At 71.3% G+C, this 21,949-nt stretch carries 20 protein-coding genes; 16 read left to right on the top strand and 4 right to left on the bottom strand.

What is annotated here, in order from left to right; all coding sequences use genetic code 11:
* Positions 1 to 16: 16 nt before the first annotated feature.
* Entirely contained in the window at positions 17 to 1,210 is a 1,194-nt protein-coding gene (locus tag ACWPXE_RS22645; protein ID WP_454019601.1) for a mandelate racemase/muconate lactonizing enzyme family protein, read from the bottom strand.
* A gap of 273 nt (positions 1,211 to 1,483) precedes the next feature.
* On the opposite strand from ACWPXE_RS22645, the gene ACWPXE_RS22640 reads away from it, so the two are divergent.
* The 15 genes from ACWPXE_RS22640 to ACWPXE_RS22570 all read left to right on the top strand — a co-directional run bounded on the left by ACWPXE_RS22640 (position 1,484) and on the right by ACWPXE_RS22570 (position 15,813).
* Positions 1,484 to 2,461: an ABC transporter permease gene (locus tag ACWPXE_RS22640; RefSeq protein ID WP_454019600.1), complete on the top strand. Its 978-nt coding sequence runs from the start codon at positions 1,484 to 1,486 to the stop codon at positions 2,459 to 2,461.
* Complete coding sequence (locus tag ACWPXE_RS22635) at positions 2,458 to 3,288, top strand: ABC transporter permease (protein WP_454019599.1); 831 nt, start codon at positions 2,458 to 2,460, stop codon at positions 3,286 to 3,288. The genes ACWPXE_RS22640 and ACWPXE_RS22635 overlap by 4 nt, the downstream gene beginning before the upstream one ends.
* A complete protein-coding gene (locus tag ACWPXE_RS22630) occupies positions 3,285 to 4,160 on the top strand; it encodes an ABC transporter ATP-binding protein (RefSeq protein WP_454019598.1) in 876 nt (291 codons plus the stop codon). The genes ACWPXE_RS22635 and ACWPXE_RS22630 overlap by 4 nt, the downstream gene beginning before the upstream one ends.
* Entirely contained in the window at positions 4,154 to 5,278 is a 1,125-nt protein-coding gene (locus tag ACWPXE_RS22625) for an ATP-binding cassette domain-containing protein (protein ID WP_454019597.1), read from the top strand. Before ACWPXE_RS22630 ends, ACWPXE_RS22625 begins: the two co-directional genes overlap by 7 nt.
* A 65-nt stretch (positions 5,279 to 5,343) precedes the next feature.
* Complete coding sequence (locus ACWPXE_RS22620) at positions 5,344 to 6,768, top strand: ABC transporter substrate-binding protein (RefSeq protein WP_454019596.1); 1,425 nt, start codon at positions 5,344 to 5,346, stop codon at positions 6,766 to 6,768.
* Entirely contained in the window at positions 6,765 to 7,883 is a 1,119-nt protein-coding gene (locus tag ACWPXE_RS22615) for a ketopantoate reductase family protein (protein ID WP_454019595.1), read from the top strand. Before ACWPXE_RS22620 ends, ACWPXE_RS22615 begins: the two co-directional genes overlap by 4 nt.
* A gap of 16 nt (positions 7,884 to 7,899) precedes the next feature.
* Positions 7,900 to 8,625 (top strand): RraA family protein, encoded by a 726-nt coding sequence (locus ACWPXE_RS22610; protein ID WP_454019594.1) that lies wholly within the window; start codon positions 7,900 to 7,902, stop codon positions 8,623 to 8,625.
* A 249-nt stretch (positions 8,626 to 8,874) separates the two neighbouring features.
* The gene (locus ACWPXE_RS22605; protein ID WP_454019593.1) at positions 8,875 to 10,482 is read left to right on the top strand and encodes an ABC transporter substrate-binding protein; all 1,608 of its coding nucleotides are present in this window, start codon (positions 8,875 to 8,877) and stop codon (positions 10,480 to 10,482) included.
* Between the two features lie 11 nt (positions 10,483 to 10,493).
* Positions 10,494 to 11,924 (top strand): amidase, encoded by a 1,431-nt coding sequence (locus ACWPXE_RS22600; RefSeq protein ID WP_454019592.1) that lies wholly within the window; start codon positions 10,494 to 10,496, stop codon positions 11,922 to 11,924.
* A 7-nt stretch (positions 11,925 to 11,931) separates the two neighbouring features.
* Positions 11,932 to 12,360 carry a hypothetical protein gene (locus ACWPXE_RS22595; protein WP_454019591.1) on the top strand — a complete coding sequence of 143 codons (429 nt, stop codon included), beginning with the start codon at positions 11,932 to 11,934 and terminating at the stop codon, positions 12,358 to 12,360.
* A gap of 88 nt (positions 12,361 to 12,448) precedes the next feature.
* The gene (locus ACWPXE_RS22590; RefSeq protein ID WP_454019590.1) at positions 12,449 to 12,763 is read left to right on the top strand and encodes an ABC transporter permease subunit; all 315 of its coding nucleotides are present in this window, start codon (positions 12,449 to 12,451) and stop codon (positions 12,761 to 12,763) included.
* 3 nt (positions 12,764 to 12,766) lie between these two features.
* On the top strand, positions 12,767 to 12,925 hold the full coding sequence (locus ACWPXE_RS22585) for a hypothetical protein (protein WP_454019589.1): 159 nt from the start codon (positions 12,767 to 12,769) through the stop codon (positions 12,923 to 12,925).
* Positions 12,922 to 13,878 carry an ABC transporter permease gene (locus tag ACWPXE_RS22580; RefSeq protein WP_454019588.1) on the top strand — a complete coding sequence of 319 codons (957 nt, stop codon included), beginning with the start codon at positions 12,922 to 12,924 and terminating at the stop codon, positions 13,876 to 13,878. Before ACWPXE_RS22585 ends, ACWPXE_RS22580 begins: the two co-directional genes overlap by 4 nt.
* On the top strand, positions 13,875 to 14,870 hold the full coding sequence (locus tag ACWPXE_RS22575) for an ABC transporter ATP-binding protein (RefSeq protein WP_454019587.1): 996 nt from the start codon (positions 13,875 to 13,877) through the stop codon (positions 14,868 to 14,870). Before ACWPXE_RS22580 ends, ACWPXE_RS22575 begins: the two co-directional genes overlap by 4 nt.
* Positions 14,871 to 15,024: 154 nt before the next feature.
* Positions 15,025 to 15,813 carry an oligopeptide/dipeptide ABC transporter ATP-binding protein gene (locus ACWPXE_RS22570; RefSeq protein ID WP_454019586.1) on the top strand — a complete coding sequence of 263 codons (789 nt, stop codon included), beginning with the start codon at positions 15,025 to 15,027 and terminating at the stop codon, positions 15,811 to 15,813.
* Positions 15,814 to 15,952: 139 nt separating this feature from the next.
* Here ACWPXE_RS22570 and ACWPXE_RS22565 read toward each other — a convergent pair whose 3' ends face one another.
* Positions 15,953 to 18,490, bottom strand: a complete 2,538-nt coding sequence (locus tag ACWPXE_RS22565; RefSeq protein ID WP_454019585.1) for an AMP-binding protein — start codon at positions 18,488 to 18,490, stop codon at positions 15,953 to 15,955.
* Between the two features lie 9 nt (positions 18,491 to 18,499).
* Entirely contained in the window at positions 18,500 to 19,984 is a 1,485-nt protein-coding gene (locus ACWPXE_RS22560) for an aminotransferase class I/II-fold pyridoxal phosphate-dependent enzyme (RefSeq protein WP_454019584.1), read from the bottom strand.
* Between the two features lie 342 nt (positions 19,985 to 20,326).
* Here ACWPXE_RS22560 and ACWPXE_RS22555 point away from each other — a divergent pair, with 342 nt between their 5' ends.
* Positions 20,327 to 21,289 (top strand): LysR family transcriptional regulator, encoded by a 963-nt coding sequence (locus ACWPXE_RS22555; RefSeq protein ID WP_454019583.1) that lies wholly within the window; start codon positions 20,327 to 20,329, stop codon positions 21,287 to 21,289.
* A 16-nt stretch (positions 21,290 to 21,305) separates the two neighbouring features.
* On the opposite strand, the gene ACWPXE_RS22550 is transcribed toward ACWPXE_RS22555, so the two are convergent.
* Complete coding sequence (locus ACWPXE_RS22550; protein WP_454019582.1) at positions 21,306 to 21,908, bottom strand: cysteine hydrolase family protein; 603 nt, start codon at positions 21,906 to 21,908, stop codon at positions 21,306 to 21,308.
* Positions 21,909 to 21,949 lie beyond the last annotated feature (41 nt).

Raw genomic sequence — 21,949 nt, 5'->3', positions numbered from 1 at the left:
GGCTCCCAAGCCCGCGTCACGCGGTCGCGGCGATTTTGAAGGTGGAGGGGGGACCGCGGCGGGGGAACTCGTCGCGGTGGTCGCGCAGCCCTTTGCCCGACAGCGGTTGATAGGGGTGCCGGCGCAGCACCTCGACGTCGAGGTCCACGCCCAGGCCCGGCGTGTCGGGGATGTCGACATAGCCGTCGGCGATGGTCAGCCCCTGCAGGGCCAGCTCCCACGTCGGCTCGACGAGGTTCACGAACAGCTCGGCGATGGTAAAGTTGGTGACCAGCGCCGACAGGTGGACCGTCGCGGCCAGACCGACGATGGGGCTGTTGAAATTGTGCGGGCTGACCGCGATGGAGTGCGGCTGCGCCAGTGCGGCGATGTCGAGCATGGCGAGGATGCCGCCGACCGCGCTGATGTCCGGGTTGATGATGTCGGCGGCGCGCTTCTCGAACAGCGGCAGATACTGCTCCTTGGTGTAGAGCGCCTCGCCCGACACGATGGGGACGTTGGTCGTGCGCCGCACCTCCGCCGTCAGGTCGAGGTTTTCCGGCGGGCAGGGCTCCTCGTACCAGGCGATGTCGAATTCCCGCAGTCGCTCGATCAGGCGGATCGCGTTGTTCGGCGACAGGCGGCGGTGGCCGTCGATGAGCAGCTCCACGTTCGGGCCGACCGCCTCGCGCACCGCGCGGACGTTCTCCACGGCGTGGTCGAGGTCCTTTGGATCGACGTAGTTGCGCCATGGGCCGGGGATCGGGTCCCATTTGAGCGCGTCGTAGCCCTGCGCCACCACCGCCGCGGCGCGGTTCGCGGTGTCGTCGATGGAGGACGCGCCGAACCACCAGCCGTTGGCGTAGACCCGGATCTTCTCGCGGACGGCGCCACCCAGCAGCTTATGCACCGGCAGGCCGGCGCGCTTGCCGACGATGTCCCACGACGCGATCTCGACCGCGCTCAGCGCGCACAGGAAATCGACGGAGGTCCGGCGGATCGAGAAATCGTCGAGCAGGGTCTGGGCGAGCTGGCGGATGTTCCAGATTTCGCGCCCGATCAGATGCGGCGCGATGGCGTCCACATAGGCGGCGACGACCTTTTCCTTGCCCGCGGTGACATACCCCTCGCCCCAGCCGTAAATTCCGCTCTCCGTTTCGATGCGAACGAAAAGAAGATTCTTGGCGCGGCCAGGATTAAAGAAAAAGCTCTCAACCCTCGCGATCTTCATGAGAACTCCCAGGATATGAAGCGCCGCCGTCGAAGGAACGGCCACGCGCAGTCAATGAGGTGACTTCGACCGCCAGCGGGCGCTGTCGGACTTTTTCTGAAAAGGCGGTGGTTTTTCTCCGGGCGAGGAAACAACAAGCCCGCCCTGCATCCGAAGGAGGTTATTGCCTATAGACATAGTAGGAATCAAGAGGTAAATTACAAATCAAGAGACGATCGGTTCATCCGATTTTCCAATCATGAAAATGTGCAAAAGCACCCCAGAGCTGCAACCATGACGTTATTCGCTTTCACCGTGCGGCGGACGCTCGCGACCGCGCCGATGGTCATCGTCATGATCGTCGTGAACTTCCTGCTGCTGAAGGCGGTCCCCGGCGATCTGGTCGATGTGATGGCCGGTGAAAGCGGGATCGCCACGGCGGAGCAGATGGCCGACCTGCGCGCGCGGTTCGGGCTGGACCGCTCGGCCCTCGACCAGTTCCAGGCCTATCTGTCCCAGCTCCTGCGGTTCGATCTGGGCTTCTCCTTCCGTTACAACCGGCCCATCGCCGACCTCGTGCTGGAGCGGTTGCCGGCGACGGCGCTGCTCGTCACCGTGGCGGTTCTGGCGGCGGTGGCCGTCGGCGTGGCGGCGGGGGTCCTGGCCGGGCGCCGTCCGGGGGGCCGCTTCGACCGGGCGGTGTCCGTCCTGTCTTCCCTGATCTTCGCGGTGCCGTCCTTCTGGATCGGGCTCGTCGGGATCGTGCTGTTTGCCGTCCAGCTGCGCTGGCTGCCCATCGGCGGTTACGCCACGGTGGGCGCGCCGGGCGTCGGCTGGCCGCACGCGGTGGACGTCGCGGCCCACCTCGTGCTTCCCGCCGCCACGTTGGGGCTGGGCTACGCCGCGCTCTACGCGCGGGTCACGCGGGCCGCGGTGATCGAGACGAGCCGGCTGGACTTCGTGCGCACCGCGCGGGCCAAGGGAATTTCCGAAACACGGGTGACCCTGCGGCACATCCTGCGCAACGCGCTGCTCCCCGTGGTGACTCTGAGCGGCCTGACGCTCGGCTCGATGCTGGGCGGGGCGGTGGTGGTGGAGACGGTGTTCTCCTGGCCCGGCCTGGGCCGCCTCGCCTTCGAGGCGGTGGCCGACCGCGACGTGAACCTGCTGCTCAGCCTCTTCCTCTGCAATTCGCTTCTGGTGATCGTCATGGGCATCCTCGTCGACGTCTCCTACGCCGCCCTCGACCCGCGCATCGAGGTGACGGCGTGAGCGCACGCTTCTCCTTTTCCACACCGTCCACGCTGCGGCTGGGGGTGCTCTGCGTGGCCTCGCTCGCCCTGCTGGCGCTTGCGGCCGGCCTGCTGCGGCCGGGCGACCCCATGGCAATGGTCGGGCCGCGCGGCCTGTGGCCGCTGACCGACGGCGCCTTCCCGCTCGGCACCGACCAGCTCGGGCGGGATGTGGCGGCGCAGCTCCTGTTCGGGGCGCGGGTGTCGCTGGCGGTCGGCGTCGGGGCCGCCGCGGTGGCGACGCTGATCGGCGTCGGGCTGGGCGCCGTGGCGGGCTATTTCGGCGGGGTGGCGGACCATTTGCTGTCGCGGCTGTGCGACTATGTCCAGACGCTGCCGTCCTTCCTGCTGTCGATGGTGCTGGTCGCCGTGCTGGCGCCATCCATCGGCAGCGTGATGCTCGCCATCGGCCTGACCTCCTGGCCGGAGATCGCCCGGCTGACGCGGGCGGAGGTGCTGCGGATACGGAACGCCGACTGGGTGCTGGCGGCGCGGACGATGGGGCTGGGCCACGGCCACATCCTGCTGAACCATGTGCTGCCCAACGGCATCGCCCCGGTGGTGGCGATGATCGCCGCGGTGGTCGCCCACGCCGTGCTGGTGGAGGCGGCGCTGGCCTTCCTCGGCCTCGGCGACCCGAACCTCGTGTCCTGGGGGGCGATGATCGGCAACGCGCGGCCCCTGCTGCGCACGCTGTGGTACCTGATGGCGCTGCCCGGCCTCGCCATCTTCGCCACGGTGATGGCCTTCACCCTGCTGGGCAACGGCCTGTCGGAGCGGCTCGACCCGCGGGGGGCGGCGCGATGACGGTTATCGAACCGTTGGCGGGCGAACCGCTGATCGCGGTGCGCGACCTGTCGATCGCCTTCGCAGGCACCGCGGCGGTGGACGGCCTTTCCTTCACCGTGACGGCGGGCGAGGTGACCGCGCTGGTCGGGGAGAGCGGCAGCGGCAAGACGGTGACCGGCCTGACCATCGCCGGGCTGGCCCCGCCGGAGGCGCGGATCACCGGCCGCGTGACCCTGGCCGGCGCGGACATCCTCGGCCGGACGCCCCGCGAGCGGCGCCTGGCCGGGCATCCCGCGGTGTCGATGGTCTTCCAGGACCCGCAGGCGGCGCTCAACCCCGTCCTGGCCATCGGCGACCAGATCGTCGAGGCCGTGCGCGCCGACGGGCGGACCGGCGCCCGCGCCGCCGCCGCCCGCGCGCTGGAGCTGCTCGATCTGGTGCGCATCCCCGAACCGGGGCGCCGCTTCTCCGAGTACCCGCACCGCCTGTCGGGCGGGATGCGCCAGCGGGTGGTGATCGCCCTGGCGCTCGCCGCGTCGCCGGTCGCGCTGGTCGCCGACGAGCCGACGACGGCGCTCGACGTCACCATTCAGGCGCAGATCCTCCAGCTTCTCATCCGCCTGAAGGACGAACTTGGCATGGCGCTTCTGCTTATCACCCACGACCTGGGCGTGGTGGCCGAAGCGGCGGACCGCGTCCTGCTGATGCGCGACGGACGCCTGCTGGAGGACCGTGGCGTCCGCGACTTCTTCGATGGTCCCCGCCACCCCTATGGCCGCGCCCTGCTGGCCGCGCGGCCGGGGCGCCGGACGCGCGGGGAACCCAGGCCGCGCCTCGCCGACACCTCGGCCCCTTGCCTGATCGGCGGGGAAGGAGGCGGCGCGTGCTGACCATCGAAAAGCTCCAAGTCACCCACCGGACGCGGAACGGTACCGTCCACGCGGTGGACGGGGTGGACCTCACCCTGCGGCGCGGCGAGACGCTGGGGCTGGTCGGGGAGTCCGGCTGCGGGAAATCCACGCTGGCGCGGGCGGTGATGCGCCTGACCGCCCCGGCGTCGGGCCGCATCCTCCTCGACGGGACCGACGTGACTCGGCTGACGGGGAGGGCGGCGACGCCCTTCACCGCCAGGGTCCAGATGGTCTTCCAGGACCCCGCCGCCTCGCTCGATCCCCGCTACACCGTGGCGCGGGCCATCGCCGAACCGCTGCTTTCCACCGTCCGCGACGCGGCGGAGCGGGCGCGGCGGGTGGCGGCGCTGATGGACGACGTCGGGCTGGCCCGCGCGCTGGCCGACCGCTTCCCGCACCAGCTCTCGGGCGGGCAGAGGCAGCGCGTGGCCATCGCCCGCGCCATCGCCCCCCGGCCCGATGTCGTCGTCCTCGACGAGCCGGTCTCGGCGCTCGACGTGTCCTTGCAGGCCCAGGTGCTGAACCTGCTGGTCGATCTCCAGGAGCGGCACGGGCTGGCCTACCTCTTCATCGGCCACGACATCGGCGTCGTCCGCCACATGGCCGACCGGGTGGCCGTGATGTATCTCGGCCGGGTGGTGGAGATCGGCGACTGGTCCGACGTGGTGGACGAGCCCGCCCATCCCTACACCCGCGCGCTGATGGCCGCGGCCCCCGCCGCCCATCCGGACGCGGGACGCGCCGCGACCAGGACCGTCCTGGCGGGCGAAACGCCCAGCCCCCTCCCCCCGCCCCCGGGCCGCGCCCTCCCCCCCCGCCGCCCCCCCCCCCTCCCGCGCCGCCGGCGCGCGGCGCCCCCCCCCCGCGACGCCCCCCACCGCCCCCCCCGCCTGTCATCTGGCCCCGACGCCATTGGCCGAAACGAATCCGGCCGAAACGAATCCGACCGAAGCCAACACCCTTCGTCCCCTGAGGAGACTTCCGTGATCCCCATCGAACGCCGTTCCTTCCTTGCCCTGACCCTTGGGGCCTCCGTCCTTGCCGTCGGGGCGGGGCGCGCCTTGGCCGCGGCGGGGCCGGTGAAGGGGGGACGCTGATCGCGGTCATCAACCCGGAACCCCCGATCCTCACCAACACCGTCAACAACCACTTCAGCGTCAACGTGGTGTCGCCCAACATCTACGACGGGCTGCTGAGCTACGATTCGCAGATGAACCCGATCCCCGCCCTGGCGGAGCGGTTCGAGGTGTCGCCCGACAAGCTGTCGATCACCTTCCACCTGCGCAAGGGCGTCACCTGGCACGACGGCACGCCCTTCACCTCCCGGGACGTGGCCTACAGCGTGCTGGAGCTGTGGAAGAAGCACCACCCGCGCGGCCGCACCACCTTCGGCGACGTGACGGCGGTGGAGACGCCGGACGCCGCGACGGCGGTCCTGCGCCTGTCCCGCCCGTCGGCGATCATCCTGAACGCGCTGTCCGCCGCGGAATCGCAGGTGCTTCCCGCCCACCTCTACGAGAACACCGACCCCCGGACCAACCCGCGCAACATCAACCCGGTCGGCACCGGTCCCTTCCGCTTCGTGGAGTGGAAGCGCGGCGAGTACATCGCCTTCGAGCGCAATCCCACCTACTGGGACGCCGGCAAGCCCCATGTGGACCGCTTGATCTTCCGCATCATCCCCGACGCGGCGTCGCGCGCCGCGGCCTTCGAGACCGGGGAGGTGGTCTACGGCCCCTTCGACCCGATCCCGCTGGCCGACGCGGCCCGCCTGCGCGCCAACCCGGAGCTGGCGCTGACCACCGCCGGCTATCAATGGCTGTCGCCCTTCTTCACCTTCGAGTTCAACGTCAAATCCAAGATCGCCGGCGATGTGCGGGTCCGCCGCGCCATCGCCCACGCCGTCGACCGCAAGGGGCTGATCGAGGCCGCGTGGTACGGCTTCGGCACCCCGGCGACCGGCCCGATCCCGCATTACCAGAAATCCTACACCAAGGACGTGGCCGGCTATCCCTTCGACCCCGTGGCGGCGGAGCGGCTGCTCGACGAGGCGGGCTACCGGCGCGGCGCCGACGGCGTCCGCTTCGCGCTGTGGCACGACTATTCCAACGACACCGAGTCCCAGCAGAACACGGCGGAGTTCCTGCGCCAGAACCTGAAGGCGGTCGGCATCGACCTGAAGCTGCGGGCCGCCGACCTGCCGACCTATTACAAGCGCGTCTACACCAACTACGACTACGACACCCGCTCCGGGCAGTTCTCGGCGATGATCGACCCGTCGCTGGGGCTCTACCGGCTCTATGCCACCAGCTCCATCGCGCCGGGCGTGCCGAACACCAATGGCGCCCAGTATTCCAACCCCGAGCTGGACGCGGTGATCGAGACGGCGCTGCGCGAATCCGATCCGGCCAAGCGGACGGAGGCGTTCCACGCCTGGCAGCGCATCGCCATGACCGACCTGCCGAACATCCCGCTGTTCGAGCTGGAGCGCGTCACTCTGCACAACCGCCGGGTCAGGGGGCTGGAGGACCGGCCCGACGCCGCCTTCTCCTCGCTGAAGAACCTCTGGCTGGAGGGCGGGGCGTGACCGACCGTCCGGCAGGATCGGGGGCCACCGCTCCGCTCCGCCCGCGCATCGCCGTGCTGGGGGCCGGCGCGGTCGGCGGCTACATCGGCGCCCGCCTGTTCGCCGAAGGGGAGGACGTGACTCTGGTCGACGGCTGGGCGGAGCATGTGGCGGCGGTCGCCCGCTCCGGCCTCGCCATCACCGGCGCGCGGCCGGAGGAGGACGATAGCGTGCGCGTCCCGATCCTGCCGGAGGACCGGCTGGCCGATCTCGGCCCCATCGACGTCGCCATCGTCGCCGTCAAATCCTGGGATACCCGGCGGGTGGCGGAGCTGCTCCGCCCCCGGCTGGCCCCCGGCGGCTTCGTCGTCTCGGCCCAGAACGGCCTGAACGAGCCGGTGATTGCGGAGGTCGTCGGCGGGGACCGCGTCGTCGGGCTGATCGCGGCGCGCATCGGGGTCGAACTCGACGGCGCCGGGCGCATCCTGCGGCGGGTGTCCCGCGGCAGTCCGGGCATTCCCGTCTTCCGGATCGGCGAGCCCAACGGGCGGACGACGTCGCGGATCGAGGCGCTGCGCGACCTCATTGCCACGGTGGACTCCGTGACGGTGACCGGCAACCTGACCGGCGAGCGCTGGTCGAAGCTGGCCGCCAACGCCATGCGCAACGGCCTGTCCGCGGCAACCGGTTTGTCGATCGACGCGATGGACCGCGACCCGCTGCTGCGCCGCTTCGGCATCCGGCTCGCCGGGGAGGCGGTGCTGATCGGCGAGCGGGTGGGCTTGCGGCTCGAAGGGATCGGCGGCACGCCCGCCGCCCTGTTCGCCCGCGCGGCGGAAGGCGACCGCGCGGCGCTGGCCGAGGTGGAGAGCGCGCTGACGGCCTCCGCCGTCTCCGGCAAGGCCGCCGGGCAGCGCCCCTCCATGGGGCAGGACATCCTCAAGGGCCGGCGGACCGAGGTGGAGGAGATCTACGGTCCGGTCCTCGCCCGCGCTGAGGAAACCGGCGTCGACGCCTGGGCCAACCGGCGGGTGCGCGACGCCGTGCGCCGCATCGAGAGCGGGGCGGCGCGTCCGGACCCCGCCTTTTTCCAACTGGACCCCTTCGGCGATACCGCGACCGAAGCCCGTGATTGAGAGGGACCGACCGAGCATGAGCAACCGACCCGATACCAAGCGACCCGACTTCGACTTTCCCCGCCCCACCCCGGCCCAGATCGCGGCCTTCCAGGGGGTGACCGCCGCCACCGCGCACGAGGCGCAGGGCCGGCGCGGCGCGCTCGATTCCGTCATCAAGCCGCTGCGGCCCGGCTTCCGCATCCTGGGGCCGGCCTTTCCCGCGCAAGGGCAGCCGGGCGACAACCTGACCGCCCATGCGGCCATCTCCTTCGCCCGTCCCGGCGACGTGATCGTCTATTCCGCCGGCGGCTTCATCGACGGCGCGTCCTTCGGCGACAATATGGCCACGGCGGCGCTCGCCCGCGGCCTGGGCGGCGTGGTGATCGACGGTGCCGTCCGCGACGCCGCGGAACTGCGCAAGCTGGGCCTTGCGGTGTTCGCGCGCGGAGTCAGCCTGCGGTCGCGCGGCGACAAGGCGCGGCTCGGCCCGCTCGCCCAGGCCGTCGAGGTGGGGGGAATCCGGGTCGAGCCCGGCGACCTGATCATCGGCGACGACGACGGCGTGGTGGTGATCCCGCTGGCCGATCTCGACGAGGTGGCCCGCGTCTCGCGCGAGAAGGAGGCGAAGGAGGAAGAGTTCCGCAGCCGGTTCCGCGCCGGAGGCGTCACGACCTGGGACCTGTTCGGCGCCGGTATTCTCGCGAAGAGCGGCTACCGGCTGGCCTTCACCGAAAGCGGGGCCGACATCGTTCCGGTGTGAGGACGGGCAGGGAGCGAGACGGCGAAAGGACGTTGCGCGTCGGAACGGGGCCTGCCCGCCCTGTCCGGCGCGCCGCGATTCCTGCCTCCGACGCCTGCATGCGCATGTTCATCGGAGCGCAAACGCTGTTCAATTTTGGACGATTGCGCAAACTCAACAAGCGAATAGGATGAATAAAAATAATTTAGCGAAATAAATTGGTGATTGGGCGCCGCCGGCGGTCCCGTCACCCCTGCCGTGGAGAGACTCATGGATCGCCGTACCTTCCTGGGTGCGATGGCCGGGCTGGTGCCCGCCGCCGCCTTCACCCGTACCGCCGCCTTCGGCCAGAGCAACCCCGCGGCCTCCTCCGGCTCCTGCCCGCTCTCCATCGGGGCGATCTCGGCCCCGAACTCGCTGGACCCCCATTTCTACCAGTCGCCGACCAACAACCAGACGCTGCGGCAGATCTTCGACCCGCTGGTAACGGAGGACGCGACGGGAACGCTGCGCCCCCTGCTGGCCGAATCCTGGCGGGCGTTGAACGAGACCAGCTGGGAGTTCAAGCTGCGTCCGGGAATCCGCTTCCACGACGGCACGCCGCTGACCCCGGACGACATCGCCTTCACCATCGAGCGGGTGCCCAACGTTCCGAACAGCCCCGGCTCCTTCGTGCCTTATGTGCGAAACGTCGCGGCGGTGGAGGTGGTCAACGACCGCACTTTCCGCATCCGCAGCAAGACGCCGAACCCCTTCCTCGACCGCGACTTCACGAACCTCTACATCCTGTCGCGCAAGATCCACGCGGGCGCCGAGACAGCGGATTTCACGTCGGGCAAGCTGGCCGTCGGCACCGGGGCCTTCCGCTACGCCGGCTTCACCGTCGGCCAGCAGATCGAGCTGGAACCCAACCCCGCCTATTGGGGCCGGACGCCGGGCTGGAGCCGCATCCGCACCCGCTTCATCCCCGACGCCGGGGCGCGCGTCGCCGGGCTGCTGTCGGGCGACCTCGACCTGATCGACGGCGTGCCGGTGCAGGACGTCGCCCATCTGAGCGCCGACAAGGCGGTGGAGATCTTCAGCGTCGCCAGCGCCACCAGCGCCTATCTGTTCCCCGACACCAGCCGCGACCAAGCGCCCTTCGTCACCGACCGCGCCGGCCGTCCGCTCGACCGCAACCCGTTGAAGGACGTGCGGGTGCGCCAGGCGCTGTCGCTGGCCATCGACCGCAAGGGCATCGTGGAGCGGCTTCTGCTCGGCCAGGGCACGCCCGCCGACCAGTTCGCCCCGCCGCCCGCTCCGGACCGGCTGCCCAACCGGGCGCCCATCGCCGTGGACGTCGCCCGCGCCAAGCGTCTGCTGGCGGAGGCCGGCTATCCCGACGGCTTCGGGCTGACCATCCACGGGCCGAGCGGCTTCTTCACCGGGGACGTCGCGGTGCTTCAGGCCGTCGCCCAGGGCTTCTCGCGCATCGGTGTGGAGACCAAGGTGGAGACGCTGCCGATCGCCACCTTCTTCTCCCGCGCCACCAACCGGGAGTTCGCCCTGTTCCTGACCACCTACGCCACCACCAACAGCGCGGAGCTGCTGCGGCAGGTGGTGCTGACCAAGGACCAGGACACCGGGGCCGGTCCCTTCAACCGCCAGCGCTATTCGAACCCCAAGCTGGACGCGCCGCTGCTGGTGGCACTCGGCGACTTCGACGCCGAACGGCGGGTCGCCCGCATCTGCGACGCGCTGGCCGCGCTGGAGGAGGACGTGGGGGTCATCCCGGTCTTCTACCCGCGCTTCAACTGGGCGGGGCGCAAGGGTTACGTGCGCTTCGTTCCCGGCAACGCCTTCGGCCACACCAACGCCGTCTTCGCCGAGCCGGTCTGAGGAATCCCGCCATGTCCCTGTTTTCCGACTATCAGGCCCACGACGCGGTGGGCCTCGCCGCCCTCGTCCGGCGCCGCGCGGTGTCCCCGGTCGAGTTGCTGGAGTCCGCCCTGGCCCGGCTGGAGGCGGTCAACCCGCTCATCAACGCCGTCGTCGAGCAGTTCGCCGATGAAGCCTTCGCCCAGGCCCGGAGCCTGACGGGGGAGGAGCCGCTGGCCGGCGTCCCCTTCCTGCTGAAGGATCTGAACATCCAGGTGCTCGGGCGGCGCACCAGCAACGGCAGCCGCCTGTGGCGCGACCACCGGGCGGTCAAGGATTCCACCGTCACCGCGCGCTACCGCGCCGCCGGGCTGGTGCTGTTCGGCTTCACCAACACGGCGGAGCTGGGTCTGGCCTGCGAAACGGCGCCGGCCTTGTTCGGCCCCACCCGCAACCCGTGGAACCGGGAGCGCAGCGTCGGCGGCTCCTCCGGCGGCGCGGCGGCGGCGGTGGCGGCGGGCATCGTCCCGGCGGCCCACGCCACCGACGGTGGCGGCTCCATCCGCATTCCGTCCTCCAACACCGGCACCTTCGGGCTGAAGCCGACGCGCGGGCGCAACCCCTTCGGCCCCGACCTGGGGGAAGGCTGGAACGGCCTGTCGGTGCACCACGCGATCACCCGCTCGGTGCGCGACAGCGCCGCCCTGCTCGACGCCACCCACGGGCCGGAGCCGGGCGATCCCTACGCCGCGCCGCGCTTCGACGGGCGCTACCTCGACCTCGTGGAGCGCGATCCCGCGCCGCTGCGCATCGCTTTCCAAACCGTGGACCATGAAGGGCGCGCCGTCGATCCCGCCGCCGCCAAGGCGGTCACCGACGCGGCGGCGCTGCTCGAATCGCTCGGACACCGGGTGGAGGAGGCCAGCCCCGGCGTGGACGGCGCCGCTCTGAAGCGGGCGACGCGCATCATCGTCGCCTCCAACATCGCCAACGTCCTGCGCGCCCGCGAAGAGGCGCTGGGGCGGCCCGTCGAGCCGGACGAGCTGGAACCGATCACCCGCCCGTGGGCCGGGGAGTCCGCCCGCTACAGCGGCGCCGACCTCGCGCGGTCCATCTGGACGATCCATGGCCTGTCACGCCTGTTCGGGCGCTTCTTCCAGAGTTACGACGTGTTGCTGACCCCGACCTTCGCCGCGCCGCCGCTGCCCATCGGAACCGTGGACATGCAGAGCACGGACCTCGACGGCTATTACGAGACGCTGCGCCGCTACAGCGCCTTCACCTCCGTCTACAACAGCGCCGGCATCCCGGCGGCCAGCGTGCCCTTCGCGCTCGCGGAAGGGCTTCCGGTCGGCGTGCAGATCGCCGCCCCGCTGGGCGAGGACGGGCGGGTGCTCCAGCTCGCCGCACAGATCGAGCGCGCCCGGCCCTGGGCCGGCCTGTACCCGCCGCTTCCGGTGTAGGCATCTGGTGACCGGAACGATGGTGGGGTGGCTGGTGCGGCGGTCGGCGCAGGCCGCCCTGGTGGTGCTGGCGATGACGGTGCTCGTCTTCGTCGGCCTTCATGTCGCGGGCAACCCGGTGGACATCCTGGTCCCGCCCGAGGCCGACGCGGCGGAGCGGGCGCGCATCGCCGCGTCCTTCGGCTTGGACCAGCCGTTATGGCGGCAGTATCTGCTGTTCGTGGGCCGTGCGCTCCAGGGCGATCTGGGGCGCAGCTTCATCTACAACCAGCCGGCCCTGGCGCTGGTCGTCGAGCGGCTGCCGGCGACGCTGGAGCTGTCGCTGGCCGCCCTGATCCTGGCCGCGGGGCTGGGGATCGGTCTCGGCCTCTACGCCGGGCTGCGCCCGCGCGCGGCGGCGGCGCGGCTGATCATGGCGGCAGCGTGGTCGGGCTGAGCCTGCCCGGCTTCTGGGTCGGGCTGATGCTGGTGATCGGCTTCTCGGTGCGGCTCGGCTGGCTGCCCAGCTCGGGGCGGGGGAGACGGTGGCGGTGCTGGGGGTGGGCTGGTCCTTCCTGACCGCCGACGGGCTGGCCCATCTGATCCTGCCCGCCGCCAACCTCGCCTTGTTCAAGCTGGCGCTGATCCTGCGGCTGACCCGCGCCGGGGTGCGGGAGGTGGTGCATCTCAATTACGTCCGCTTCGCCCGCGCGCGCGGGCTGGCCCCGTCGCGGGTGGTCGGGGTGCACATCCTGCGCTCCATCCTGATTCCCATCGTCACGGTGATCGGGCTGGAATTCTGCTCCACCGTCGCCTTCTCCATGGTGACGCAGAGCATCTTCGCTTGGCCCGGCATGTGACGGATGATGGTGGAGAGCATCCATGTCCTCGACCGCCCGGTGATCGTCGCCTATCTGGTCGCGGTGGTCCTGCTGTTCGTCGCGGTGAACCTGCTGGCCGACATCCTCTACCGGCTGCTCGACCCGCGTGTCGGCATCGCCGGGGCGGGAGGTGCGGCATGAGCAGCCTCGCCGAAGATGGGCCGCCGCCCGCCTCGGCGCTTGCCGTGTCCGAACCCTCCCCGTCGCCGTCCTTATCACCCATGCGCGTCCTGTGGCGGGACTTCGCCGCCTCGCGGGTGGCGCTGGGCAGCCTCGCCGTCGTTCTGCTGCTGGTGGCCGCCGCCGTTCTGGCGCCCTGGATCGCGCCGCAGAATCCCTTCGACCTGACCCAGCTCGACCTGCTCGACGGGCGCCTGCCGTCGGGGGCGGAGGGGGCGCTGGTCGGCACCTACTGGCTGGGCACCGACGACCAGGGGCGCGACATGCTGTCGGCCATCCTGTTCGGGCTTCGTCTGAGCCTGCTGGTCGGCATCGGGTCGGCGGTGGTTGCCGGCGCGCTCGGCACGCTGGTCGGGCTGGCCGCCGCCCAGTCCAACGCCCAGGCGAACGGGCGTGTCGACGCGGCGCTGATGCGGCTGGCCGATCTGCAACTGTCCTGCCCCTCCATCCTGATCGCGCTGATGGTGATCGCCTTCCTCGGGCGCGGCACCGGCAACGTGCTGCTGGCGTTGGTGCTGGTCGAATGGGCCTATTACGCCCGCGCCGCCCGGTCGGCGGCGCTGGTGGAGCTGAAGGCGGAGTATGTGGAGGCGGCGCGCGGACTCGTCCTGCCCTCCTGGTGGATTCTGCTGCGCCACGTCCTGCCGAACTGCCTGCCGTCGCTGGTGGTGATCGCCACGACCCAGGTCGCCCGCGCCATCGCGCTGGAGGCGACACTGAGCTTCCTCGGCCTCGGCGTGCCGGTGACCGAGCCGTCGCTCGGCCTGCTGATCGCCAACGGGCGGCAGTATGTGCTGTCCGGGGAGACCTGGATCAGCCTCTACCCCGGCGTGGCGCTCCTGCTGCTGATGGCGGCGATCAACCTCGCCGGCGACCGCTTCCGCGACGCCCTCAATCCAAGGCTCGGCCAATGACCGCCACCCTTCCGCTGCTGGAGGTGCGCGGCCTGCGCACCGAGCTTCCCGCGCGTCCGGGCGCGCTGAACTTGCCCCTGAACGTGCTGGACGGGGTGAGTTTCTCCCTCGGCCGCGGGCGCATCCTGGGGCTGGTCGGCGAGTCCGGGTCGGGCAAGTCGGCCACCGCCTTCTCCATCATGGGGCTGCTCGACCCGCCGGCGCGGGTGGCGGGTGGCTCGATCCGCTTCGCCGGGCGGGAGCTGGCCGGCCTGCCGGAGCGGGAGCTGCGCCGCCTGCGCGGCAACCGCATCGCCATGATCTTCCAGGACCCGATGATGACGCTGAATCCCGTGCTGACCATCGGCGCCCAGATCGTCGAGACCGTGCTGGCCCATGCCCGCGTCGGCCGGGCCGAGGCGCGGCGGCGGGGGCGCGACGCGCTGGGCCGGGTCGGCGTGCCGGGGCCGGAGGAGCGGCTGGACGCCCACCCGCACGAGCTGTCCGGCGGGCTGCGCCAGCGGGTGGCGATCGCCATCGCGCTGCTGCACGAGCCGGACCTGATCTTCGCCGACGAGCCGACCACCGCGCTCGACGCCACCATCCAGGCGCAGATCCTGCGGGAGATCCGTGGGCTTGTGGAAGGAGGGCGGACGGCGGTGCTGTGGATCACCCACGACCTGTCGGTGGCCGAGCAGCTTTCGGACGAAATCGCCGTGATGTACGCGGGCCGCATCGTCGAGCAGGCCCCGGCGGCGCACCTGCTGTCCCGCCCGGCGCACCCCTACACCGCCGGGCTGCTCGCCAGCCTGCCGCGGGGGCCGCGGGGCAACCGGCTGACGCCGATCCCCGGCCTGCCGCCGACGCTGTCCGGACGCCCGGCGGGCTGCGCCTTCCGACCGCGCTGCGCCGCCGCCATGCCGGCCTGCGCCGCCGACCCGCCCTGGCAGGGGCGGGCGGGCGGGTTGGGCGGTGTGCGTTGCCTGAAACCCGGTCCGGAGGGGTCGCGATGAACGCGCCCTTGGCCGAGCTGCGCGGCGTCTCGCGGCTGTTTCCCATTCCAGGGCGGCGGGGCGCCGTCCTGCGCGCCGTGGACGGGGTGGATCTGGCGGTGCGGCGGGGGAACTCGTCGGGCTGGTCGGGGAGTCGGGCTGCGGGAAATCGACGGTGGCGCGGATCGCCGCCGGGCTCCTGCCGCCCAGCGCCGGCCGCGTGCTGATCGACGGGCAGGACGTCGCCGAACGGCCCGCCGCCGAGGCGCGGGCCGCCAGGCTGCGCGTGCAGATGGTCTTCCAGAACCCCCACGCCAGCCTGAACCCGCGCTTCACCGTCGAGGAGATCGTCGGCGAGGCGGTGCGCTACCACCGGCTGGTGCCGCGCGCCGCGCTGGCCGAGCATGTGGCGGCGCAGCTTCTGCGCGTCGGCCTCGACCCGGCGCTGCGCCACCACCATCCCCACCGCTTCAGCGGCGGGCAGCGCCAGCGCATCGGCATCGCCCGCGCGCTCGCCGTGGGGCCCGACCTGCTGGTCTGCGACGAGCCGGTGACCGCGCTCGACGTGTCGGTGCGCGCCGGCATCCTCAACCTGTTTCTCGATCTGCGCGACCAAGACGGTCTGGCGATCCTGTTCATCAGCCACGACCTGTCGGTGGTCGGCCACATCTGCGACCGGGTGGTCGTCATGTATCTCGGCCGCGTGGTCGAGGAGGGGCCGGTGGACGCCCTGTTCGAGCGCCCGTGCCACCCCTACACCCAGGCCCTGCTGGCCGATTCCCGCCGTGCCCTGCCGGATGGCGTGGCGCCGGTGCGCGGCGAGGCGCCGTCCCTGGCGCAGCGGCCCGCCGGCTGCCCCTTCCACCCGCGCTGTCCGGCGGCTCGGCCGGACTGCAAGCGTGAGGTGCCGGCGTTGCGTGGGGTGGGGGAGGGGCATCGGGTGGCCTGTCTGCTGGCGGGGTGAGCGGTTCGAAAAGGGTGGAGTGGTTGCCCCCACCCTTCCCACGACTGCGCCGCGGGCCCTTCCCTCCCCGCTTCGCAGGAGAGGGAAATTAATCCCCTCCCCTGCGTCAGCGGGGGAGGGTCAGGGAGGGGGCAAGAACCTACCGACTCCCCGCACCGACCGGAACCGGCGTCAGCGCGCCACCGCTGCCACCCGCCCGTTCCGCCCGGCGGAAGCGGAAGAGACCGCGGCTGTTCAGGTTGTTGACGATCAGCGCGCCGATGGTCAGGCCGGCGCCGGCCAGCTCGACGTCCCCGAACGCCCGCCCCTGGGCCAGCCCGATGGAGAAGGCGGTGATCGGCACGAGGTTGATGAACAGCACCCCGTTCACCGGCCCCAGCAGTTTGATGCCGATGTTCCAGGAGAAGACCGCCAGAACCGCCGCGATCAGCACCAGATAGGCGATCTCCGCCCGCACCGACCAAACCGTCTCCAGAGATGGCACGGCGACGACCCTCGCCGCGGTGGCCAGCGCTGTCACGGCAGCGATGGTGACGGTTCCGAGCGCCGCGCTGACCGTCGTGTAGCGCAGCGGCGACCAGCCCGGAACGGAGGCCGCGCCCAGCGTGTAGACGACCCAGCTCGCCGCTCCGCCGAGGATCAGCAGATCGGACAGCAGCGCGCCGCCGTCCAGCGCCGACAGGCTGCCCTGCGTCACCACCAGCGCCACCCCGGCCAGCGCCGCCGCGATGCACAGGAAGGTCACCCGGTTCGGGCGCACCCCCTTGATGGCCCAGGTCAGCAGCGCCGTGATCAGCGGCATCAGCGCCATGATGATCGCACCATGCTCCGCCTTGGAATGGGCCAGCCCGACGAAGGCCAGGATGCTGAAACCGGCGAAGCCCATGGAGCCGTAGAAGAACAGCTTGCCGCCGTGGCCCTCCGTCGCCAGCGCCCGCCAGCCCTCCACCCGGACCAGGATGCCGATCAGGATCAGCGAGGCGAAGCCGTAGCGCAGCAGAGTCAGGTAGAAGCCGTCGATGCTCGCCAACGCCGCCTTGGCCACCGGGAACATGCCGCCCCATGAGATGGCGGTCAGCGCCAGCAGCGCGATGCCCAGCAGCACGCCGTCCACCGTGCCGCCGGTTCGCGCCTTCGCCGCGGGCTTGCCGGCCACCGGCTTGGCGGCCTCCTCCCCGGCACGGCCGATGGCCTCCTCCAGCGCCGCCGCGCGGACCTTGCCGGACGGGCTGTAGGGAATCTGGTCGAGCGGCTCGAAACGCGCCAGGGCGATCCGCTCGCGCCGCAGGACTTCGGCGGCGCGGGTCCGCACCTCTTCGGCCGCCGTTGCCCCGGCGGACGCCTTCAGCACCACCGCGCAGTCCACCGCCACCGGCCCGGCCCCGGACCGGCGCAGCAGCGCCACGTCCTCCACCCCGCGGATGTGGCGGATGGCGTTCTCCAGCGCGTAGAGGTTCACGCTGTCCGCCCCCTGTGAACGGTTGAGCAGGTAGAGCCGCCCGTCCTCGTCGAGATAGCCGGCCTCCGACGTGATCAGGTAGCGCTCCCCGTCGATCTGCACCCGGTTGGCCGGGGCGCCGAGATAGGTGTCCATGTTCATGTAGCTGGCGATGGCGACCGACCCGACGATGCCCGCCGGCACCGGCTTGCGCTCCGGGTCGAGGATCAGGATGCGGTTGCCGTCATAGACGCGCCCGACGCTGGCCGGGTGGGTCAGCAGGTCCGCCGGCTCGGCGATGGTGTTCACGCCGGTCTCGGTGGTGCCGTAATACTCGTAGACCACCGGCCCCAGCACCTGCAGCGCCTCCTGCTTGGCCGGGGCGGGGAAATGCTTGCCGCCGACCAGGACGAAACGGAGCTGGTTGGGCGTGACGCGCGCCCGGCCGCGGGCGACCTCGCGCAGCACCCCCGACAGGATGGGCGGGGTCATGGTGCTGGAGGTGATCCATTCCCGGCGGATCAGCTCGGCGGTTTCCACAGGATCGTCGGGCGGGGCCAGCACCAGCGTCGCGCCGAGCTGGAGGAACAGCCGCGCCCAGCCGCCGCCCGCCGCGTGGTAGAGCGGGATGGTGGCGAGGTGCCGGTCGGCCGAGGAGAAGCCGTAGCGCGCCGTGAAGTAGGCGAAGCGCCGCGCGTCGAAGGAGGCGGTTCGGATCACCGGCTTCGGCGTGCCGGAGGTGCCGGAGGTGAAGGAGATGGCGCGGAAGGGCCGGGCCGGGGCGTTCGGCGCGCGCCGCCCGGCGGCCAACCCGGCGAAGGCGGCGTAGGGCGTGGCGCCGGGCAGCCGGTTGTCGAGATCGACCACGGCGCGTCCCGCCGCCAGTGTGCGGACGTTGATGCCGCGGTCGGCCAGGAAGCCGGAGGAGACGATCAGCAGGTCGGCCTCGATGCGCTCCAGCAGTTCCGCCAGGGCGGACTGCGGCAGGGAGTAGTCGAGCCCGCACAGCGTCGTCTTCAGCGTGGCGGCGGCGGCCGCGACCACCAGCTCCGCGCAGTTGTGCGACAGGAAGGCGACGGTGCGCAGCTCGTCCAGCGCGACGGCGCCGGCCAGCCCTTCCGCCGCGTCGCGCACGGCGTCGGCGTACTGCCGCCAGCTCAGGGTTTCGGAGCCGGCGACGATGGCCGCCAGATCGGCGCGCGATGCGGCGATTTCCTCGATTCGGGACAGGGGAATCATGGTCGTCTCTCAGCGTGGGCGGTGTTCAATGGTGTAGATGCGGGCGCCGGCGGACCGGATCGCTTCGATCCGGCGCAGCGTGTCGCCGCCGATCTCCTCGCCGGGGACGATGATCGGCACGCCCGGCGGGTAGGGGATGATGAAGGAGGTCGACACCCGCTTCTCCTCGGGCTTCTCCCCGGCGGGGGAAAGCTCGCGCTGGATCGCGCGCAGGGCGTCGAGCAGGGCCGCCACCTCCTCCTCGTCGATGCTGATGTGCAGATTCAGCAGCAGCGAGGTCCGGGTGCAGCGGTTCACGTAGAGGCCGTGCCGGCTGTACAGCCGCTCCCGCAGTTCCGGCGCGTCGATGGGCAGGCCGGAAACCCTCAGGGACAGCTTGGCCGGGTCGATCGCGGCGTGGCCGGCGAAGGCGTCCGGCACCGCCGGGGCGTTGACCGAGAAGGCGCTCAGCGCCGGATCGCCGGCCACCGTCTCGCTCACCCGCCGGGCAAGCCGCAGGGAACGTTCGACCAGATCCCGCCCCTCCAGTTCCATCTGGGCGCCGGCGAGGTCGAGCGAGGCGAGGATCGGGTAGCTGGGGGAGGTGGTGTGATGGCGGTAGCGGCCGAGCCGCAGCCGTTCCGCCAGATCCGGATCGCCGCTGAAATGGATCAGCGACCCCTGGCGCAGCGCGCTCAGCGACTTGTGGGCGGAGTGGGTGGCGACGACCGTGAAGCGCTCCAGCGCCGGGTCGGCGGCGCGGGCGTGCAGCGCGGTGCGGTCGCGCGTCGTCTCGTGGAAATAGCTCCAGGCGCCCCACGCCTCGTCCACGAAGACGGTGGTCAGCGACGGACTGGCCTCCGCCAGGGCGGTGAGGATGGCCCGGATGTCGTAGACGACGCCGTCGTAGGACTCGCCGTTCAGCACCAGAAGCTCGTAGGGCGCGCCCGCGCGCTCCGCCGCCGCGGCCTGCTCCAGAAGCGCGGGCAGGGACAGGGCGGCGCGTTCGGAATGCTCGCAGAAGACGCGCGGCTCGATGTAGTCCACCGCCGCGTGCTTATCGGACAGGGCGAAATGGATCGACTGGTGGGTGCCTTTGTCGGCCAGCACCCGGATGTCGGGGCGAGCGATCAGGGCCTCCAGCGCGATCAGGTTGGCGGTCGTCGTCCCGGCGGTGACGAACAGCGTGCCCGTCGCCCCGAAGGCGCGGGCCGCCAGCTCCTCCGCGCGGGCCAGCGAGCGGTGCGGGAAGAAGAAGCTGTCCAGAGGCGGGGCGGTGATCGTCGCCTCGCTGAACAGGCCGCGCCCGAACAGCGCGTCGTAAGTGCCGGAGAGGGCCGAATCGCGGATGGAGCCGCGCCGGCTGACCGGCAGCGCGTGGAACGAGGCCCGGGTGGTCCCGGCCGCCGCCAGCAGGGCGTCGGCGAGCGGGGTTTCCGGGATGGCCGGGGGCCCGGAGGCGGTCCGGGCGGCGGATTTTTGGGTTGGCGGGCGTTGGCCGGCAGGGTCTGACATTGGGAACTCGCTCGTGGTGGCGGCCTCCGCTGGGAAGGCGTCCGTGTGAAGCGCCGATCCTGCATGTTGTTTGAATATATTTACGCGGTGATATGATGGAGAATTCAGTCGAAGCCCCGATCCCTGTCCAATAAATAATTCCGAGCCTCAATATCGCCGAAATTGATGGATTGGCCGATCCATACGAATGCATTGTCAAGCAATGACGGAAATGAATCGATGCCAGAAGTTTGCATAAATACTTGGTATGCTTGGTTTATTGATTGTTGCTGGTAAATGTAAAATATTATTAACGCGGCGAAATGACTGAATCTTGTGCAATGGAACTTACAGTGTCGTATAATGCGCGTCCCGACGGCCGTGCCGGGAGAGGGCAAGCCGGACGGCGGAGCGCTCATGGACCTGCACCATCTGAAGACCTTCGCGACCGTGGCGCGCGAGGGCAGCCTGACCCGAAGCGCGCAGATCCTGCTGCTCAGCCAGCCGGCGGTCAGCGGCCACATCAAGCTGCTGGAGGAGGAGCTTGGCACCATGCTGTTCGAGCGCACGGCCAAGGGCATGCAGTTGACCCGCGCGGGGCTGATCCTGCTGGAGGAGGCGGAGCGCACGCTCGACGCCGCCAAGACGCTGGTCAACCGCGCCCGCGGCCTGCAGGGCGACGCCGCCGGGCCGCTCGCCCTGGGCATCGCCAGCGATCCGGCGGCGTTGCGGCTGGGGACGCTGCTGTCCACTCTGCTGGCGTCCCATCCGCGTCTGCGCCTGCGGGTGTCGCACCACCTGTCCGCCGACGTGGTGGACCGGGTGCAGGACGGGCGCTTGGACGCCGGCTTCGTTCCGGAGGAGCGGCCCGACCGGGCGCTGCGCCATCTGCCGGTGGCGCCGGTGGCGCCGGTGCGGCTGCGTGTCGTCGGGCCGGCGGCTTGGCGGGACCGGCTGGCCGGGGCGGACTGGGGCGATCTGGCCGCTCTGCCCTGGGTCGGCACGCCGCCGCGCTGCAGCTTCCACCTGATCGCCGCGCGGGCCTTCGCCCGGAACGGCGTCGCCCCCGGCACGATCATCAAGGTCGACCAGGAAAGCGCCCTGAAGGGGCTGGTGACCGAAGGGCTGGGCCTCGCCCTGCTGCGCGAGGAGCAGGCGCTGGCGGCGGCAGCGGCGGGGGAGGTGGCGCTGTGGCCCGGCGAGGCCCTGCGCAGCCACCTCCATCTGATCCTGCCGCTGGACAAGGAGGGGGAGCCGGCGCTTCAGGCCCTGCGGGCGGCGGTGGGGGCCGTGTGGCAGGAGCCCCAGAGGCAGGACCCGCCATGACCCGCGCCCGCTGCCCTCACCCCCAGGCGCGGCTGTCCTTGACGACCACGGCGAAGCGGTCGGCCAGGGCGGCGAGGTTGGCACGGTGCAGCGCCTCGGCCGGGATCACGACGCCGGCCCCGTCGGGGAGGTCTCGGGTGGCGCTGGCCGCGTCCACGACCGTGGTCCGCCAGCCGAGATCGAGGGCGGCGCGCACCGTGCTGCTGACGCACATGTGGGTCTGGAAACCGGCGACGATCAGCTCCTTGCGCCCGGTGGCGCGGATCAGGGCATCCAGCTCCGTCCCGGCGAAGGCGTTGGGCAGGTGCTTCACCACCACCGTCTCGCCGTCCAGCGGGATCAGCGGGGCGACGATGCCGGACAGCGGGCCTTCCGGGTTGAACAGGGCACCGCCGGGCTTGCCGTGGTGGACGATGTGGAAGACCGGGGTCCCGGCCTTGCGCGCCCGCTCCAGCAGGCGCGCGGCCTCGGCCACCGCGGCCTCCACCCCGACCAGGGGAAGGGCGCCCTCGGTGTATTCGCGCTGGGCGTCGATCAGCACCAGCGCCGCGGAGTCGAGGGGGCTCGGCGTGGCGGGGGCTCCGGCGAGGGCAAGCAGGGTCTTCGGCGTGGCGCTCATGACGGTTGCGGCTCCGGAAAAGGGATGGGTCGGGATGCAGT

The organism is Azospirillum sp. Marseille-Q6669, assembly GCF_965111635.1.
Note: the sequence above shows the minus strand (reverse complement) of the source record. Positions and strands in the feature narration are given on the sequence as shown.

What these genes read in the sequence shown, in the direction of transcription:
- ACWPXE_RS22645 (WP_454019601.1), bottom strand. Translation starts at nt 1,210, where the DNA reads ATGAAGATCGCGAGGGTTGAGAGCTTTTTCTTTAATCCTGGCCGCGCC.
- ACWPXE_RS22640 (WP_454019600.1), top strand. Translation starts at nt 1,484, where the DNA reads ATGACGTTATTCGCTTTCACCGTGCGGCGGACGCTCGCGACCGCGCCG.
- ACWPXE_RS22630 (WP_454019598.1), top strand. Translation starts at nt 3,285, where the DNA reads ATGACGGTTATCGAACCGTTGGCGGGCGAACCGCTGATCGCGGTGCGC.
- ACWPXE_RS22610 (WP_454019594.1), top strand. Translation starts at nt 7,900, where the DNA reads ATGAGCAACCGACCCGATACCAAGCGACCCGACTTCGACTTTCCCCGC.
- ACWPXE_RS22605 (WP_454019593.1), top strand. Translation starts at nt 8,875, where the DNA reads ATGGATCGCCGTACCTTCCTGGGTGCGATGGCCGGGCTGGTGCCCGCC.
- ACWPXE_RS22600 (WP_454019592.1), top strand. Translation starts at nt 10,494, where the DNA reads ATGTCCCTGTTTTCCGACTATCAGGCCCACGACGCGGTGGGCCTCGCC.
- ACWPXE_RS22585 (WP_454019589.1), top strand. Translation starts at nt 12,767, where the DNA reads ATGATGGTGGAGAGCATCCATGTCCTCGACCGCCCGGTGATCGTCGCC.
- ACWPXE_RS22580 (WP_454019588.1), top strand. Translation starts at nt 12,922, where the DNA reads ATGAGCAGCCTCGCCGAAGATGGGCCGCCGCCCGCCTCGGCGCTTGCC.
- ACWPXE_RS22575 (WP_454019587.1), top strand. Translation starts at nt 13,875, where the DNA reads ATGACCGCCACCCTTCCGCTGCTGGAGGTGCGCGGCCTGCGCACCGAG.
- ACWPXE_RS22565 (WP_454019585.1), bottom strand. Translation starts at nt 18,490, where the DNA reads ATGATTCCCCTGTCCCGAATCGAGGAAATCGCCGCATCGCGCGCCGAT.
- ACWPXE_RS22560 (WP_454019584.1), bottom strand. Translation starts at nt 19,984, where the DNA reads ATGTCAGACCCTGCCGGCCAACGCCCGCCAACCCAAAAATCCGCCGCC.
- ACWPXE_RS22555 (WP_454019583.1), top strand. Translation starts at nt 20,327, where the DNA reads ATGCGCGTCCCGACGGCCGTGCCGGGAGAGGGCAAGCCGGACGGCGGA.
- ACWPXE_RS22550 (WP_454019582.1), bottom strand. Translation starts at nt 21,908, where the DNA reads ATGAGCGCCACGCCGAAGACCCTGCTTGCCCTCGCCGGAGCCCCCGCC.